The organism is Salinibacter sp., from assembly GCF_036626415.1.
Lineage (GTDB): Bacteria > Bacteroidota > Rhodothermia > Rhodothermales > Salinibacteraceae > Salinibacter.
The window spans coordinates 1-15,804 of record NZ_JAZKRW010000012.1; the positions used below are offsets into that span (position 1 = coordinate 1).

Sequence of the window (15,804 nt, forward strand, 5' to 3'; positions counted from 1 at the left end):
GTGGTGGTCGTGGAGAACATCTACCGCTTCATGGAGGCGGGCTACTCGCGGTGGGAGGCCGCCAAGCGCGGCACGGCCGAGGTGGGCGGCGCCGTGGTGGCGGCGACGGCGACGACGGTGGCGGCCTTCGCCCCCATGCTCTTCTGGCCCGGCGTGATTGGCGAGTTCATGAGCTTCCTGCCCCTCACGCTGATCATCACCCTCACCTGTTCCCTCTTCGTGGCGCTCGTCATCAATCCGGTGGTGTCGGGCATGTTTATTCAAATTGAGGAGAACGGCGCGGCGGACCCAGGGGCTGAGTCGGGCTCGACGGCCGCCCGGTACCTGGCCGGCGCTGGCATTTTGGTGCTGGGCCTCGTGCTGGGCCTGGCGAACTGGAAGACCCTCGTGGTGGTGGCCGTGGCGGTCCCTACGCTCTACGCCCTCCACACGTACCTGCTCAAGCCCATCGGGGACCGGTTTGCACAGGAGGGACTGCCCCGAATTATCGCGTGGTACCGCAGTTTCCTCACCTTCATGCTGGAGCGGGACTACTCGCGCCCCTGGGCCATGCTCCGCAACACCGGCGCCCTCGGGGCGTTTTCGGCCGGCGTCGCTCTGTGCGTCCTCGGCGGCATCGTCGTGGCCCTCGCGTCGCTCACCGCCGCCGCCGTGCTGCTGGTGCCCGGCGGCCTGCTCCTGGCCGTAGGCATCCTGGGCATCGTGGTGCACACCGTTGAGGGGACGTACCTGGGCGGACGGGCCAGCATATGGGTCGGGGCACTGCTGGGCGCCCTCATGCTCCTGTTTCTGGGCATCGCCCTCTGGTCGGGAGCCATCGCGCCCTCCACCGTCGCGCTCATGATGGCGGCCCCGGTCCTCATTGCCCTCGTCGGGATCGCCGGCGCGGTCGCCCGGGGCGACCGGCAGCACCTGCTCCTCACCGACCGGCGTGCCCTCCTCCTCAATGGCGTCCTCGGAACTCTTCTCCTCATTGCTGGGCTTTATGCCCTCGCCCCCACCGGGGTCTCCTTTTTCCCGTCGACCGACCCGAACCGCGTGCAAATTATTCTCGACAACCCCGTCGGGACCAACGTCGAGACGACCAACCGGACGGCCCAGGCCGCCGAGGACCGCCTCGACGCGCTGATGGGGGAGGCCTCCAGCGTCGCGGCCAACATCGAAAACATCCTTACAAACGTGGGGGTTGGGGGCGACTCCCAGTTCGGGGGCGGGGCCGACCGCGAGGAGCGCGCGCGACTGAGCCTCAACATGGTCGACTACGAAGACCGGGCCGAGTCGTCGACCCGCACCCTGGACCGGCTGCGCAGCCAGCTCGAGGGCATTCCGGGCGCCGAAATTGACTTCCAACAGGAGACGCAGGGCCCGCCCACCGGCCCGCCCGTCAACATCGAGGTGTCCGGGCCCGACTTCGACCGCATCGTCTCGATCAGTCGCGAAATCAAGGCCCGCCTCAACCAAGCGGCTAGCAACGGCACCATCCCCGGCCTTGTCGACATCACCGACGACTTGAACGCGGGCCGGCCCGAGCTTCAGGTGGACGTGGACCGCGAGCGGGCCAACCAGTTTGGCCTCTCGACCGAACAAGTCGCCTCCACCGTGCGGGCCGCCATCCAAGGACAGGAGGCCAGCACCTTCCGGGACGGGGAGGACGAATACGACATCACGGTGCGACTGCAAGAAGAAGACCGGCAGACGCTTGAGAGCCTCCGCAACTTGACCCTCGCCACCCCGTCCGGCGACCAGATTCCGATCGTGTCGGTGGCGAACCTGCGGGAGACCAGCGGCTTCGGGTCCATCACGCGGCTCGACGAGCAGCGCGTGGTGACCGTTCAGGGCGGTGCCGCCCCCGGCTACAACGACAACGCGGTGCTCCAACAGGTGCAGCGGGAGCTGAGCGACTACGAGCAGGGCCTTTCCCCACGGTACGAGCTCACGTACACCGGACAAAACGAGGACCAGCAGGAGAGCTTCGGCTTTCTCTTTACGGCCCTCGCCATCGGCGTGGCCCTCATCCTCCTCGTCATGATTACCGAGTTCAACTCGGTGAGCGCCCCCTTTATCATCATGGCCGCCGTGGGCCTCAGCCTCATCGGCGTGCTGCTGGGCCTGATCCTCACCCGCACGCCGTTCAGCCTCTTCACCTTCATCGGCGTCATTAGCCTGGCCGGCATCGTCGTGAACAACAACATCGTGCTGGTGGACTACATCATGCAGCTGCGGCAGAAGGGCACCGACAAGCAGGCCGCCATCGTAGAGGGCGGGGCTACCCGCCTGCGCCCGGTGCTTCTCACGGCCTTTACCACCATCCTGGGCCTCGTGCCCCTCACATTCGGCATCAACATCGACTTCGTGGGCCTGCTGACCGACTTTGCGCCCAACTTTCAATTCGGCAGCGAAAACACACAGTTCTGGGGCCCGATGGGCACGGCCATCATCGCCGGGCTCACGTTCGGAACGTTTCTCACCCTCGTGGTCGTCCCGGTGATGTACTCGACGTTCGACTCCGTGTCGGCACGGGTGGCGGCCCTCTTCGGCGCAGCCCCCGAGGCCGGCAGCATCGTGACGGACGCCGTCACGACCGAGGGCGGCACGGCCTCGGCCCCGGACCAAGCCGATTCCCCCGATCCAGACCTGCCGGGCGGGAACGGCCGGCCCGATGAGCTCTCCGCTCCAGCGGCAGACTCCTCATCGTAACCCCGCTGCCCCCCGAACGGCCGTCGGACGTGTGCGCTCTCGCCGAACCTCCCCGTCCGCGACGATCCACTTTCTGTCCCTAAAGAAACCGAACCGGACCGCCCGCATTTATTGGAACTCCGTTTGGAAGATGGTCTGGCATGCGTCTTGAAATACTCTGCGGGCCCTCGGGCGACCCCCATCCCGTCCAGTTGTATGTTTTAGAGCTCCCCGTTGATTGCGAATGGGCTTACTCCTCCTTTACGTTGCGCTGGCGATTGGGGTCTCCTTCCTCTGTTCTATCATGGAGGCCGTCCTTCTGAGCGTGACGCCCTCGTACGTGGCGGCGCTGGAGCGCGAGGGGAGCGCGGTCGGCAAGCGCATCCACCAGTTCAAGGAGAACGTCGATCGCCCCCTGGCGGCCATCTTGAGCCTCAATACGATCGCCCACACTGTGGGGGCGGCGGGCGTGGGGGCGCAGGCCGCCATCGTCTTCGGGGAGGCCTACACCGGCATCGTCGCGGGCGTCCTCACCCTTCTGATTCTCGTTCTCTCGGAAATCATTCCGAAGACCCTCGGGGCGGTCTACTGGAGAACGCTCACCCCGGCACTCGTTCGCCTCCTCACGGCGACGATCATCGTGATGTGGCCCCTCGTGAAACTGTCACAGGGGCTGACGTACCTGCTCTCGTCGGACGAAGACGAAGCCGCCTTTAGCCGCGAAGAGTTTACGGCGATGGCCGAGTTGGGCGAGGAAGAAGGGGTGTTCGAGGAGAAAGAGTCCCGCATCCTGCGGAACCTCTTCCGCTTCAACTCCCTGCGGGTGAAGGATGTGATGACGCCCCGCACGGTCATCTTCCAGCTGCCGGAGCACAAGACGATCGGCGACATCGTGGAGGAGCACGACGAGTTCCGGTTCTCCCGCATCCCGGTCTACGAGGACGATCCCGACGACATCACCGGGTATGTGCTCAAGGACGAAATGCTGCTGCGGGCCGCGCAGGAGGAGTTTGACGTGTCTCTGTCGGAGATTGCCCGCGACATCCTGGTCGTGCACGAAACCCTCCCCCTTCCGGACCTGCTGGAGCGCCTGCTCGACCGACTGGAGCACATCGCGCTCGTGGTCGACGAGTACGGCGGGGTCGCGGGCGTCGTCACGATGGAAGACGTGGTCGAAACCCTTCTGGGACTGGAGATCGTCGACGAGGCCGACTCTGTGGAGGACATGCAGGCCCTCGCCCGAAAGCAGTGGTTCAAGCGGGCCCGCGAGCTGGGCATGGTGTCCGATGAGGCCCTCGAGGCCCCCACCGGTGCCGACTCGGAGGCACGCAGTGAAACGGTCCTGGAGAGCGACCCCACCGCTGAAGAGAAGGCCCAGGCGGCCGCCAAGATGTCCCGTCGTTCGTCGCCGGAGTCTCCGGCGGATGAGTAGCCCGACCGATTGTCTGCGCCCCCACCCTGTATGCCGCGCCCCCTCGATGCTCTGCCGGACGCCTCGCTCCGGCAATTTCCTCGTCCCGACGTCCCCCCACCCGGCGAGATCGAGGAGGTCCATCTCATTGGGATCTGTGGAACGGGGATGGGTGCCCTGGCCGGTCTTTTCCAAGACGCCGGCCTGACGGTTCGAGGAAGTGACGACGGCGTGTATCCGCCCATGAGCACCCACCTCGCCGCGCGTGACATTCCGGTGCAGGAGGGCTACGACCCGGCTCACCTCGACCCACCCCCCGATCTGACGGTCGTCGGCAATGCCTGTCCCCCCACGCATCCGGAGGCCAGTCATGCCCGCGAAGAGCAACTTCCGCAACAATCGTTTCCGGAGGCGCTGGCCCATACCTTTCTCACCGACGCCCGGCGCCCGTTCGTCGTGGCCGGCACGCACGGAAAGACCACGACGACGGGCCTCCTCGTGCACCTCCTCCGCCACGCCGGTCTCGATCCCGGGTTTCTGATCGGGGGCGTGATGGAGAAGACCGGGGAGAGCTACGCACTGGGATCGGACGCGCCCTTCGTGGTGGAGGGCGACGAATATGACAGTGCATATTTCGACAAGCGGCCCAAATTTTGGCACTACCGGCCCCAGTCGGCCATCGTCACGTCGCTGGAGTTCGACCACGCGGACATTTTCGTGGACCGGGACGACTACCGCAGCGCCTTCGAGGCCTTCGTCGGCCTCCTTCCGGGCAACGGGCACCTGGCCCTCTGTGGCGACGCCCCCGCCGTACGGGCCCTCGCCGACCACACGAGCGCGTCGGTGCGCACCTATGGGCTGGCCGCCCACAACGACGTCCACGCCGAGGGCCTGGCGCCCACCGATGGCGGCCTATCGTTCACGCTGCGACTGGGCCGGCACGACGAGAATGTCCACCTTTCCCTTCCGGGCCGGCACAACGTGCAAAATGCGCTGGGGGCCGCCCTGCTCGCCCGGCACGAGGGGGTGTCGCCCTCCACCATTGCGGCGGGGCTGGAGTCGTTCGGGGGCATGAAGCGGCGCCAGCAGGTGCGCGGACGCCCCAACGACATTCTTGTGGTCGACGACTTTGCCCATCACCCCACCGCCGTCGAGGCCACCGTGCAGGCCCTCCGCACGACCCATCCGGACCAGCGGCTCGTCGCCATCTTCGAGCCCCGGTCCAACACGAGCCGGCGCACACGCTTCGAAGACGACTACGGGACGGCCTTCGACGCTGCCGATCGCGTCTTTCTGAAGGCCCCACCGGTGCGCCACAACGACGACGCCGACGCGATGCTCGACCCCGATGCGGTCGTCCAAACCATCCGCGACCGCGGCACACCTGCCGACACCTTCGACGACGTGGACGCCGTCCTTCCCACGCTGGTCGACACCCTCCAGCCCGGTGACGTGGCACTCCTCATGAGCAACGGCAGCTTCGGGGGCCTTCCGGAACGCCTCCCAGGGGCCCTGGCCGAGGCGGGGTGAGCTATTCGTCGTCCCCGAGTTCTTCGCTCGCCATCCTCGTCCCCTCCACCCGCGCCGCGATCTTGCGAAAGGCCGTTCGTCGGGCCGTCGACCGGTCGTCCCCGAACGGGGAAAAGCCGCAGTCGTCGGTGGTCCCCAGCCGGTCGACCGGCACGTGCTCTGCCGCCTGTAGAACCGTGTCGCGCACGTCCTCCGGCGACTCGATCTCCGGATCGTTCACGTCGATGACGCCGAGGAAGATGGTCTGGTCGTCGCCGCTGTGCTCACTCACGATGTCAAGCACGCGCCCTGGATCGTCTTCGCTCGCAAATTGCATGTAGAAGCGACCGGCATTCATCTCGAAGAGCAAGGGCAGCAGCTCTGCGTAGTCCACATCCGCACTGTGGGTGGAGTCGCGGTCGCCCCCCGGGCACGTGTGCACCCCGATTTTCTGTCGCTCCTCATCGGAAAAGCGATCGAGGACCCGGTTGTTGAGATCGACGAATTGTCGGAGGAGGTCCTTCGACGGATCAAGCTTCACCGCGAGGCGTCCTTCCGTAAAGTCGATCTGGACGGCGTGCGCCCCGGCATCCAGGCACCGGCGAATGTCGGTTTCCACCTCGCCAACAAGGTCGTCCAGAAAGGCGTCCCGCGAATACCCGTCGATGCCCTCCTCCGGATACAAGAAACTGAGGGCCGACGCGGAGATGACGCTCTGCTTTACCGGCACGCTCGCGTGCTCCTGCGCTCGCTTCAGATACTCCACGGCGTACGTGTCGTACCGAAACGGCCCGTCGGTGAGCCGCGGCAGGGTGCGGGTGTGACCGGCCTCAAAGGGGATCTCGACGCCTCCAGGCTCCATGATATCGCTTCCCGCAACAGGATAGGTAAGGAAGCTGGGCTTGATCTGCTCGCCGTCCGTGATGACGGGCGCGCCGGTGTCCTCAAACGCCCCGACGGTGGCCCGGAGGGCCCGATCATACACCCGGTCGAGGGCATTCTGGCTAAGGTCGCCGCGGCGGTGGGCCGCCAGGGCTTCGATGACCTCTTCGGGGCGGGGGATGCTGCCGATGGGTTCGGTGGGAAGGGGCATGGGGCGGAGCACGTGGGGAACGAAGAATGGACCTCCCACACGCCACGCAAACGGAAACGATTCCTTCCGGGCGGAACCAACCCGAAACGAAGCGTCGTTTCTACAGAGCTCGTTTTCTCACAGCTTCTTCCCGCAATGCCTACTGTCCCCGACGCCCGCGGCCAGGCCATTTCTATGGATGCGTCCCCCAGCCGCATCGTGTCTCTGGTGCCCAGCCAGACCGAACTCTTGGCGCATCTGGGCCTGTACGACGCGGTCGTCGGGATTACTCGGTTCTGTGAACGGCCCGAGCACTGGCGCTCGGAAAAGACCATCGTCGGGGGCACGAAGCAGGTGGACATCGACACTGTTCGCGATCTGGCCCCGGACCTCGTCCTCGCCAACCACGAGGAGAACACGGCTGAAGACGTTGCGGCCCTCGACGAGATCGCTCCCGTGTTCGTCACGGAAGTCAAGACCGTCGAGGAGGCCCTCGACATGATCCGGACAGTCGGCCGCCTTACCGGCACCTCCGACCGGACCTCCACGCTCGTGGGGAAAATCATTTCTCGTTTCGAGTCCTTGCCCGACTTCGCCCCGCTCCGCGCCGCCTACCTCATTTGGCGTGAGCCCTACATGACCGTCGGCGGCGATACGTTCATCCACGACGCAATGCAGTGGGGCGGGCTCGAAAACATCTACGGTGACCAGAGCCGGTATCCGGAGGTCACGGTCGGCGACCTGGCCGAGCAGAACCCGGATGTTGTCCTCTGCTCCAGTGAGCCGTTTCCATTCGACGAGAAGGATGCGTTTACGGCCGACCTTCGCGATGCACTGCCCGATACGCCCGTCGAGACCGTGGACGGACAGCCGTTCTCGTGGTACGGCCCGCGGCTCCTCACCACGCCCTCCTACCTGACCTCCCTGCGGGAGCGCCTCCCAACCCCGGCGCCGCAGGGCTGAAGGCCGGGGGGGCCTGTACGGCTGCGGCCGTCTCTTCAGGACGTTTCCCTCTTCGATCGTCTCCTGCTTCCACCATGCCGCCCCCAACCGACGTCTCACTCATTCTCGTCTCTCTCGTGCTCCTTCTCGCTGGGTCCTCATCCGCCGAGGCCCAACCCACCTCTTCGGTTGAGGCCCGGGCCGACAGTCTCGTCGAGGCATCGCTTCTCGTGGACGGCCACGTCGACCTTCCCTACCGCCTCAATGACTTTTACGAAAACCCAGCCGGGCCGACGGTGGGGGGCGACTTCGACTACCCACGGGCCCGGGCCGGCGGCCTCGACGCCCCCTTCATGTCGATCTACATCCCCACGCACCTTCAGAGCAACCCCGCCGCGGCGTCGAACCGGGCCGACGCGCTCATCGACCTTGTGGAGGAGATCACCACAGAGCACCCGGACGAGTTTGTGCTCGCGACCTCCCCGGCCGCGGTGCGGCGCGCTGCCGAGACGGAGGCCGTCGCCCTGCCGATGGGCATGGAAAACGGCGCCGGCCTCGGGGGCGAACTCGACAACGTGAAGCACTTCTACGACCGCGGCATTCGCTACATCACCCTCACGCACGGCACACACAACCGGCTCGGCGACTCCTCCTACGACGACGCCGAGCCGCGGTGGAACGGGCTCAGTCCCTTCGGAGAAGACGTCGTGGCCGAGATGAACCGCCTCGGCCTCATGGTGGACGTCTCTCACGTCACCGACCCGACGGCCCTGGACGCGATCGAGGCGTCGGAGGCGCCCGTCATCGCCTCCCATTCCTCCTGCCGGCACTTCACGCCCGGCTGGGAGCGCAACATCAGCGACGAGCTCATTCAAGAGGTGGCCGACACGGGCGGCGTCGTCATGATCACGTTCGGGTCTTCCTTCCTGCGCAACGAATACCGAGAGCAGGACGACCCGATTCGTGCCGAGATGAACGCCCACGTCGACTCAATGGGCTGGGCGGAGGACTCCCGCGAGGCGGTCGTCTACGAGCAGAAGACCCGCCGGGCCCACCCGATCGGGACGGTGCAGGACGTGGCCGACCACATCGACCACGCCGTCGACCTCGTAGGGCCCGAACACGTGGGCCTCGGCTCCGACTTCGACGGCGTCTTTGCCCTGCCGGAGGGCCTGCAGGACGCATCGGGCTACCCCGCCCTGGTCGCCGCGCTCCTTCGTCGCGGCTACACCGACGCGGAGCTTCAGCAGATTCTCGGCGAGAACGCGCTCCGCGTGTGGAGGGAGGTCGAGGCCACCGCGGAGCAGCTCCAGGAGTAGGAGGCCCCACTGCGTGCCGGTGCGTCCCGGCGAGCGCCCCGGGAAGGACGGACCAGCGGCGTCCCTCCGGAGGCTCAGACCAGCAGGGCAAGGCGGCGGGCGGGGCGCGTGACGGCCACGTAGAGGAGCGCCTCTCGCTCCTCCCCGCGGCACACGCGCAGGTCCCGGTGATCCACGAACACCGTATCGTAGGTGGACCCCTGCGCCCGGTGCACCGTGGTGGCGTACGCGTAGTCGACGCGCGCAAAGCGCTCTCGAAGCTCGAAAAACCGGTCCCACATCGATGGGTCGTCCTGGGCCTTCTCACGGCGGCGCTCCAGCGCGTTCTCGTACCGCTCGGCCTCGTCTTCGTGGAGCACATGGACCGTGCGCGTGAGGCCCCGGCCCGGCGTGCGCACCTTCAACTCCCAGATGGTCCACTCGCTCTGATCGTCGGCCTCGAACGTCTCTACGCTCGCCTTTTTGACGCGCACCTCCTCGCTGTTGGTGAGTCGCTGCACGCCGTCGTGGTACCAGGTCTCCGTGCCCACCAGCCACTCTCCCTCTACGAAGCGGTCCGCATCGGCCCCGTACCGCTCGGCGCGGATCTCGCGGTTGTAGCGGCGCACTGTCTTGTTGCGGTAGGCCAGCACGCGGGCGTGGGTCGCGTCCTCCGCGAACGCCTCGGTGTCGAAGGCCCGGAGAATGCTGTCCAAAAACTCGTCGCGGTTGCGCGTCACGGCGACGCCCTGTCCGTCCTCGAACGTGCTCCCGAAGCGGCCGTCGGCCCCGGTACGGATGTTGGTTGCGAGTTCGAGAATGGGATTGTCGGCCGCCTGGCGGTGAATCGTCTCCAGCGTGGGCCCCGGCACGTCGAGCGCGGGCGACGGCTCCTCGTTTACGGGGGGGAGTTGGGCCGGGTCGCCCACAAAGAGCCACTGCACCCAGAAGGGGGCGTCCTGGATGTGCGACCACTCCTCGCGGCCGATCATGGAGGCCTCGTCCACGATCACGACCCCTTCGGCAAAGTCGCGCTCCTCCTCCGCCACCAGTTCGTACTCCCCGTCCTCCGTCGGCCGGAGCCGGAGCCCCAGGAACGAGTGAAGCGTCTGCATCTGCACGGGGGCGTCCCCCAGCTCGTCGCTCAACACCTGCACGGCCTTGTGGGTCGGGGCACAGACGGTGACCGCGCAGTCCTCATCCAGCAGCTGCTCCACGAGTCGGCTCACGAGATACGTTTTTCCGGTCCCCGCATACCCGCGGAGCCCCGTAAATCGGTCTCCCTGGGCGAGGCGGTCGTACACGTGGTCGTACGCCTCCTCCTGATCTTCAGTAAACGGCGCGTCGGCAAAGGTAGACATTGCGGGGGAATGCAGCCCGACCAGATCGGGCAGGACAGGGTTCGTGAAACAGAGCAGAGCGGACGCGACCTACGAGGAGGGCCCGTGGAGGGCAGACGAGACGGAGGCCGTTTCGGACTGCTGGGCCGTGAGGCGCTCCAGGTGCTGCCGAAAGCCCCACATCACCACGAGGTGGGCGAGTGCCTGTGTGCTGTTGTACACGTACCACGGCAGCCGGGGCGAAAAGTCGTGTATGGCGGCCAGCACGGCCTTCCCGCCCAGCACCTGCCGAAATTCGAGCCGTCCGGACCGCTTGCCTTCGCCTTTTACCAGCAACCCGCCCGTCACAAAGAAGAGCTGCCGTCCCTTCGGACTGCGGTCGGCCGCAAACCGGAGCTTGAGGAGGGTGCCCACCGGGCGCAACTCAAAGTGCGCAACCCGCCCGTGCTCCACGTGCACTTGTAGCGCAGGCCACCCCAGGCGCGGCAGCCACCGCAGGTACTCGTTGGCCACGTCCCGCGCCGTGAACTCGGGCGGGCACGGCATGCGCTGCACCGAGCGGACCACGCTCTGGTCCCGGATCACGGCGTCTTCTTGCTCCCGCAGGTCGTCCCGCGGGTTGGGCAACGGATGGCCGCCCTCATCCACCGAGGCCGCCAAGGCACCCTCAAACGAGAGGGCATCGTTCTGGAGCCACTGGTGCATCTCATTCGGCTGCACGCGCGCCTGAAACCGCAGGCTGTCGATCATGGGCGTCACGAGGGCCCAGGGCACACTGCCAAAGAGCCAGACCCAGAGCTTCGAGAGACGGGGCGATTCCATCGGCACCGTCGTGGTCCGACGTTGGAGCCCCAGCACATCGGCGGTGCGGAGCAGCATCTCACGGTAGCTCATCACGTCCGGCCCCCCCACGTCGTACGTCGCCTCGTAGGTGTCCGGATTGCCCAGGCTCTTCTCCAGTCCCCGCACCACATCGCGGAGCGCGATGGGCTGGGTCTCGGCCCGGGTCCAGGACGGCAGGATCATAATGGGGAGCCGCCGGACCAGGTTGAGCAACATGCTCAGCCAGGTGCCGCCCGCGCCCACGATCAGCCCAGCCCGGAGCGTCGTCAGGGGCACGGACGTGGAGCCAAGGACCTGCTCCATCTCCAGCCGACGGCGGAGCGGGCGCGGCAGAGGCCCTTTGTTTTCTGGAACTAGCGCCCCAAGGTAGAGAATCTGCTCGACGCCTTCCGCTTCGGCCGCTCGTGCAAAGTTGTCGGCCTGTAGAAGGTCGAGGTCGGCCGCCTGTCCCTGCGTGAGCCGGGCAGACGGAAGCATGGAGTGCACGAGGTAGATGGCATAGTCGGCCCCCTCCAATCCCTCTCGCACCGCATAGGGGTCGAAGAGGTCGGCGTGCCGCCATTCCTCACTGGACCTCCCGGTCGCGTTCACACGAGCCCGCACCGGAGATCGCGTGAGCCCAACCAACGCATACTCGTCCCGAAGCGCCTCTCGGAGCGCCGTCCCCACGAAGCCGGTGGCCCCGGCGATGGCGACGGTGGGAGGACTGGACATGGACTCAGCCATCGGAGAGCGGCGTCGTGAAGAGCAAGCCCACACAGAGCGAGAAAGGCCCTAAAAAGAAAAGGCCCGTCCCGAAGGATTCGGGACCGGCGCAGGCAGCGGAGAGGGGGGGATTCGAACCCCCGAAACGGCTTATCACCGTTTACTCCCTTAGCAGGGGAGCGCCTTCGACCGCTCGGCCACCTCTCCGTCTTCTAGTCCTGTGATATGTCGCGCCGCGGACAATGTTGCACGGGTCCCCTCCGACTGGACACGAGGGGGTGGGCCCGCTCCCTCACCCGGATTCTTCGAGGGCCTCTGCTCCACTGGTAATGTCCAGCAACTCACGGGTAATGGCGCTCTGCCGAGCCCGGTTGTATTCGAGCGTAAGGTCTTCGATGAGGTCCTCGGCGTTGGACGTCGCGTTGTCCATCGCCACCATTCGCGCCCCCTGCTCGGCCGCGTTCGATTCGAGCAGCGCCCGCCACACCTGGTAGTACAGGTAGCGCGGGACGAGTTCATCAAGAAGATCACGGGCCCCCGGCTCAAAAATATAGTCAATGGCCTGACCGTTCTCCGGCAGGTCAAACCCGTCGGTCTCTTCTTTCATCACCGGGGTCTCGAATCGCTCCTCTGGGATGGGCAGCAGAGGCTCCACGATCTGATTCTGGACAATGGTGTTCTTGAACTCGTTGTAGACGAGCTTGACCTCTCCCCAGAGGCCGCGCTCAAAGCCCTCTACGGCATCCTCGACGATCTGCTGGGCCACATCAAAGTTGAGCCCGTCGAAGATTCCCTTGTAGTCGCCGACCAGGCGGTGGTCCCGCTTTTGGAAGTGCTTGTGCCCCTTCTTTCCTACGCACAGCAAAAACAGGTCGTCGTTCACCCGCGCCTCCGCGTAGGAGGTCTCGATCAGGTGCTCCGCGGTCTTGATGGCGTCGCTGTTGAACGAGCCACAGAGTCCACGGTCAGCCGTCACGACGATGACCAACGTCCCCGACGCCCCCTCGGTCGACTGAAAGAACGGATGGGCCGTGGGGTCGAGCTCTTGCTTCAGGTGGTTCATCAGCTCCCCGATCCGGTACGCGTAGGGACGCGCCTCGAAAATTCGTTCCTGGGCCCGCCGCAGCTTCGCCGCGGCCACCATTTTCATGGCCCGCGTCACCTGCTTGGTGTTCTCGATCGAATCGATCCGGTTCCGAATGTCGCGAAGGTTCGCCATGGATCAGGCAGGGGCGTCGTGCAGAAGTGGGAGTAGGTACGGCCAGCAATCAGCGGAGGGGCATGCCCTCCTTCCTTGGGGTGCGTGGTGCCATATGGTACGGGATGTGTATTCCTTGCCGCAGGCCCAAAAAACGACGCCCGTCGTCGCTTCAGGCGGGATTTACCTCGTCGGCACCGCAGGAGCGTGCCCTTTGGCCCTCGCATTCCGAGAGCAGGGATTCCCTTCGGTCACAGCGCTTCGCTCGGGTGGAGCCGATCCAACCAACGGAGAGGGCCTCGGCTATTGCCAATGGGGCTCTGAGTCGAGCGCACAGCGACGAGGGGTTTGTTTTTCTTGGGAGGCGCTGAATTTGAGGGACGCATATGCGTTGCGTTGTAGCACAGGCCATCGTTAAAGGGCCTCCGCCGACGAGGCCCGGCCGGGTTGCCGCGCCGGGCGCCCGGGGCCCGCGTTACGACATCGCCGTCTCCTCGTCGCCCGCAAGCACATCTTCCTCCTCTTCCTCGTCCGTCTCGGCATAGACGTCCGCCAGGTCCGCGGCAACAGCCTCAAAGGTCTCTTCCACGGCATCGGTCAACTCCTCCGTTTCACGGATCTCAGCGAGCACGTCCTCGTGGCGGAGGCGGAGGCGCTCCAGGTATTCTTCCTCGAAGTCCCCAATGTCGTCGACCGGTACGTCGTCGAGGTGGCCATTGATGGCCGCGTAGATGATGGCGACCTGCTCCTCGACCGGCACCGGCGAGAACTCGTCCTGATTCAGAATCTCGACGAGACGTTCTCCGCGGTTAAGCTGCTGCTGCGTGGAGGGGTCGAGGTCAGACCCAAACTTGGCGAAGGCCTCCAGCTCGCGGTACTGCGAGAGGTCGATCCGAAGCGTGCCGGCCACGTCCTTCATCGCATCCACCTGCGCCGAGCCGCCCACGCGGGAGACGGAGCCCCCCACGTCGATGGCCGGCCGTATGCCGGCGTTGAAAAGATCGGTTTCCAGGTAAATCTGGCCATCGGTAATCGAGATGACGTTCGTCGGGATGTAGGCGGACACATCACCGGCCTGCGTCTCAATTACCGGCAGGGCCGTAAGCGATCCCCCGCCCTGGATCTGATCCTGCATCGTATCAGGGAGGCCGTTCATCTGGGCGGCCACTTCCTCGTCGCTGATGATCTTCGCGGCCCGCTCAAGGAGGCGACTGTGAAGGTAGAAGATGTCGCCCGGGTACGCTTCGCGACCGGGCGGGCGGCGCAACAGAAGCGAGATCTCGCGGTAGGCCACGGCCTGCTTCGACAGGTCGTCGAAGCACACCAGCGAGTCCCGGCCCGTGTCGCGGAAGTACTCGCCGATGCAGGCCCCGGCAAACGGAGCGACGTACTGCAGGGGCGTCGGCATGGACGCGGACGCGTTGACGATCACCGTGTGCTCCAGCGCCCCGTTGCGCTCCAGATCGCGCTGCACCTGCGCCACCGTCGAGTCCTTCTGGCCCACGGCGACGTAGACGCAGTAGACCGGGTCGCCGCTGTCCGTTCCTTCTTGGTGGGTCTTCTTTTGATTGATGATCGTGTCGGTGAGGACCGCTGTCTTTCCGGTCTGTCGGTCGCCAATGACCAGCTCGCGCTGGCCACGCCCGACCGGAATCATCGAGTCGATGGCCTTGATGCCGGTCTGCAGCGGCTCCTCGACCGGCTCTCGGTAGATGACCCCGGGCGCCTTTCGTTCCAGCGGGAGCACCGTCTTCTCCCCTTCGATCGGCCCCTTGCCATCGAGGGGGCGGCCCAGCGGGTCGATGACGCGGCCCAGCATGTTCTCGTTTACCCCGACCGACGCAATGCGGCCGGTGCGCCGCGCCTCGTCCCCCTCACTCACCGAGTCAACATCGCCGAAGAGGATGACGCCGACGTTGTCTTCCTCGAGGTTGAGGACCATGCCCTCCACGTCCTGCTCGGGAAACTCCACGAGCTCGCTGGCCTGGGCGTTGCTGAGGCCGTAGAGGGTCGCGATGCCGTCGCCAGCCTGCAGCACGGTCCCGGCCTCATACTCTTCCGCCTCGGTTTCAAAGTCGCCAAGTTCGCGGCGGAGAATGTCGGTGACCTCGTCGGGTCGAATGCTACCGTTGGACATGAGAAGGTCGAGCAGTCAAATCGTGAAGAACAAATGGGATGGGACGTGGCCGGGCCCGGCTACGCCCCCGCGTCAAGGGCGTCGTCCGAGAGTGTCGCGTCGCGGAGCCGATCGTGGAGGGAGCTGAGCTGGCTGCGCACACTGGCGTCGAACACCCGATCCCCAATTCGAATCACGATTCCTCCGATGAGGTCCGGATCTTCGCGCAGGTGCAGGCGAATGTCGTTGCCCGTTTTCTCCTCGAGGGCCTTCACCAGCGCCGCTCGGTCCTCGTCGGCCAGCGGCCGAGCCACCGTCACCTCCGCGTCCACGATGCCGCGCTGCTCATCGCGGAGGGATTGGTACTGGTCGAGGATCTCTTTCGTCAGGGTCTCACGGTCTTTCCGAATCAAAAGCCGAAGGAACCGCACCGTGAGGGGCTCCGCCCGGGTCTCCAGGAGCTCACGGACGATGGTGTCCTTCTTGTCCTCCGGGATCACGGGACTTTCGAAGACCCGTGCCAGCGGCCGGTTCGCGTCCAGGCTTTCCCGAAGCATCAGGACGTCTTCGTCGACAGCCTGAAGCACTCCGGTGGCATCGGCTTCTTCGTACAGCGCGGCGGCGTACCGCCGGGTGACCGTTCGCTGGCTCATACGGCTATTGGGAATGGAGAGTCAGACGCGGATTCGGGACC

Annotated in this window: 11 protein-coding genes and 1 tRNA gene; 5 read left to right on the top strand and 7 right to left on the bottom strand. The window is 65.8% G+C overall.

Annotation, left to right across the window (positions count from 1 at the left end; genetic code table 11):
* The 3 genes from V5A20_RS02820 to V5A20_RS02830 form a co-directional block, all read left to right on the top strand.
* A partial coding sequence (locus V5A20_RS02820; protein ID WP_332326668.1) for an efflux RND transporter permease subunit occupies nucleotides 1-2,697 on the top strand: 2,697 nt, incomplete at its 5' end.
* A 223-nt stretch (nucleotides 2,698-2,920) separates the two neighbouring features.
* Nucleotides 2,921-4,108: a CNNM domain-containing protein gene (locus V5A20_RS02825; protein WP_332314919.1), complete on the top strand. Its 1,188-nt coding sequence runs from the start codon at nucleotides 2,921-2,923 to the stop codon at nucleotides 4,106-4,108.
* A 30-nt stretch (nucleotides 4,109-4,138) separates the two neighbouring features.
* Nucleotides 4,139-5,617 (top strand): UDP-N-acetylmuramate--L-alanine ligase, encoded by a 1,479-nt coding sequence (locus tag V5A20_RS02830; protein WP_332314920.1) that lies wholly within the window; start codon nucleotides 4,139-4,141, stop codon nucleotides 5,615-5,617.
* Between the two features lies 1 nt (nucleotide 5,618).
* On the opposite strand, the gene V5A20_RS02835 is transcribed toward V5A20_RS02830, so the two are convergent.
* Nucleotides 5,619-6,689: a cobalamin-independent methionine synthase II family protein gene (locus V5A20_RS02835; protein WP_332314921.1), complete on the bottom strand. Its 1,071-nt coding sequence runs from the start codon at nucleotides 6,687-6,689 to the stop codon at nucleotides 5,619-5,621.
* 135 nt (nucleotides 6,690-6,824) lie between these two features.
* Between V5A20_RS02835 and V5A20_RS02840 the strand changes: the two genes are divergently transcribed.
* Together V5A20_RS02840 and V5A20_RS02845 are read left to right on the top strand one after the other, a co-directional pair.
* Complete coding sequence (locus V5A20_RS02840; RefSeq protein WP_332314922.1) at nucleotides 6,825-7,631, top strand: helical backbone metal receptor; 807 nt, start codon at nucleotides 6,825-6,827, stop codon at nucleotides 7,629-7,631.
* Nucleotides 7,632-7,705: 74 nt separating this feature from the next.
* Complete coding sequence (locus V5A20_RS02845; RefSeq protein ID WP_332314923.1) at nucleotides 7,706-8,929, top strand: dipeptidase; 1,224 nt, start codon at nucleotides 7,706-7,708, stop codon at nucleotides 8,927-8,929.
* Nucleotides 8,930-9,003: 74 nt separating this feature from the next.
* Here V5A20_RS02845 and V5A20_RS02850 read toward each other — a convergent pair whose 3' ends face one another.
* From V5A20_RS02850 to atpH, 6 genes are all read right to left on the bottom strand, one after another.
* Nucleotides 9,004-10,269 carry an ATP-dependent DNA helicase gene (locus tag V5A20_RS02850; protein WP_332314924.1) on the bottom strand — a complete coding sequence of 422 codons (1,266 nt, stop codon included), beginning with the start codon at nucleotides 10,267-10,269 and terminating at the stop codon, nucleotides 9,004-9,006.
* A gap of 69 nt (nucleotides 10,270-10,338) precedes the next feature.
* Entirely contained in the window at nucleotides 10,339-11,817 is a 1,479-nt protein-coding gene (locus tag V5A20_RS02855) for an NAD(P)H-binding protein (RefSeq protein WP_332326669.1), read from the bottom strand.
* Between the two features lie 96 nt (nucleotides 11,818-11,913).
* Nucleotides 11,914-12,003: transfer RNA gene (locus V5A20_RS02860), tRNA-Ser, on the bottom strand.
* A gap of 85 nt (nucleotides 12,004-12,088) precedes the next feature.
* Nucleotides 12,089-13,015, bottom strand: coding sequence for an ATP synthase F1 subunit gamma (gene atpG, locus V5A20_RS02865; protein ID WP_332314926.1), 927 nt, complete (start codon nucleotides 13,013-13,015; stop codon nucleotides 12,089-12,091).
* Nucleotides 13,016-13,469: 454 nt separating this feature from the next.
* Nucleotides 13,470-15,131 carry a F0F1 ATP synthase subunit alpha gene (atpA, locus tag V5A20_RS02870; protein WP_332326670.1) on the bottom strand — a complete coding sequence of 554 codons (1,662 nt, stop codon included), beginning with the start codon at nucleotides 15,129-15,131 and terminating at the stop codon, nucleotides 13,470-13,472.
* A gap of 59 nt (nucleotides 15,132-15,190) precedes the next feature.
* A complete protein-coding gene (atpH, locus tag V5A20_RS02875; protein WP_332314928.1) occupies nucleotides 15,191-15,763 on the bottom strand; it encodes an ATP synthase F1 subunit delta in 573 nt (190 codons plus the stop codon).
* Between the last annotated feature and the right edge of the window lie 41 nt (nucleotides 15,764-15,804).

What these genes read in the sequence shown, in the direction of transcription:
- V5A20_RS02825 (WP_332314919.1), top strand. Translation starts at nt 2,921, where the DNA reads ATGGGCTTACTCCTCCTTTACGTTGCGCTGGCGATTGGGGTCTCCTTC.
- V5A20_RS02830 (WP_332314920.1), top strand. Translation starts at nt 4,139, where the DNA reads ATGCCGCGCCCCCTCGATGCTCTGCCGGACGCCTCGCTCCGGCAATTT.
- V5A20_RS02835 (WP_332314921.1), bottom strand. Translation starts at nt 6,689, where the DNA reads ATGCCCCTTCCCACCGAACCCATCGGCAGCATCCCCCGCCCCGAAGAG.
- V5A20_RS02840 (WP_332314922.1), top strand. Translation starts at nt 6,825, where the DNA reads ATGCCTACTGTCCCCGACGCCCGCGGCCAGGCCATTTCTATGGATGCG.
- V5A20_RS02845 (WP_332314923.1), top strand. Translation starts at nt 7,706, where the DNA reads ATGCCGCCCCCAACCGACGTCTCACTCATTCTCGTCTCTCTCGTGCTC.
- V5A20_RS02850 (WP_332314924.1), bottom strand. Translation starts at nt 10,269, where the DNA reads ATGTCTACCTTTGCCGACGCGCCGTTTACTGAAGATCAGGAGGAGGCG.
- V5A20_RS02855 (WP_332326669.1), bottom strand. Translation starts at nt 11,817, where the DNA reads ATGGCTGAGTCCATGTCCAGTCCTCCCACCGTCGCCATCGCCGGGGCC.
- atpG (WP_332314926.1), bottom strand. Translation starts at nt 13,015, where the DNA reads ATGGCGAACCTTCGCGACATTCGGAACCGGATCGATTCGATCGAGAAC.
- atpA (WP_332326670.1), bottom strand. Translation starts at nt 15,131, where the DNA reads ATGTCCAACGGTAGCATTCGACCCGACGAGGTCACCGACATTCTCCGC.
- atpH (WP_332314928.1), bottom strand. Translation starts at nt 15,763, where the DNA reads ATGAGCCAGCGAACGGTCACCCGGCGGTACGCCGCCGCGCTGTACGAA.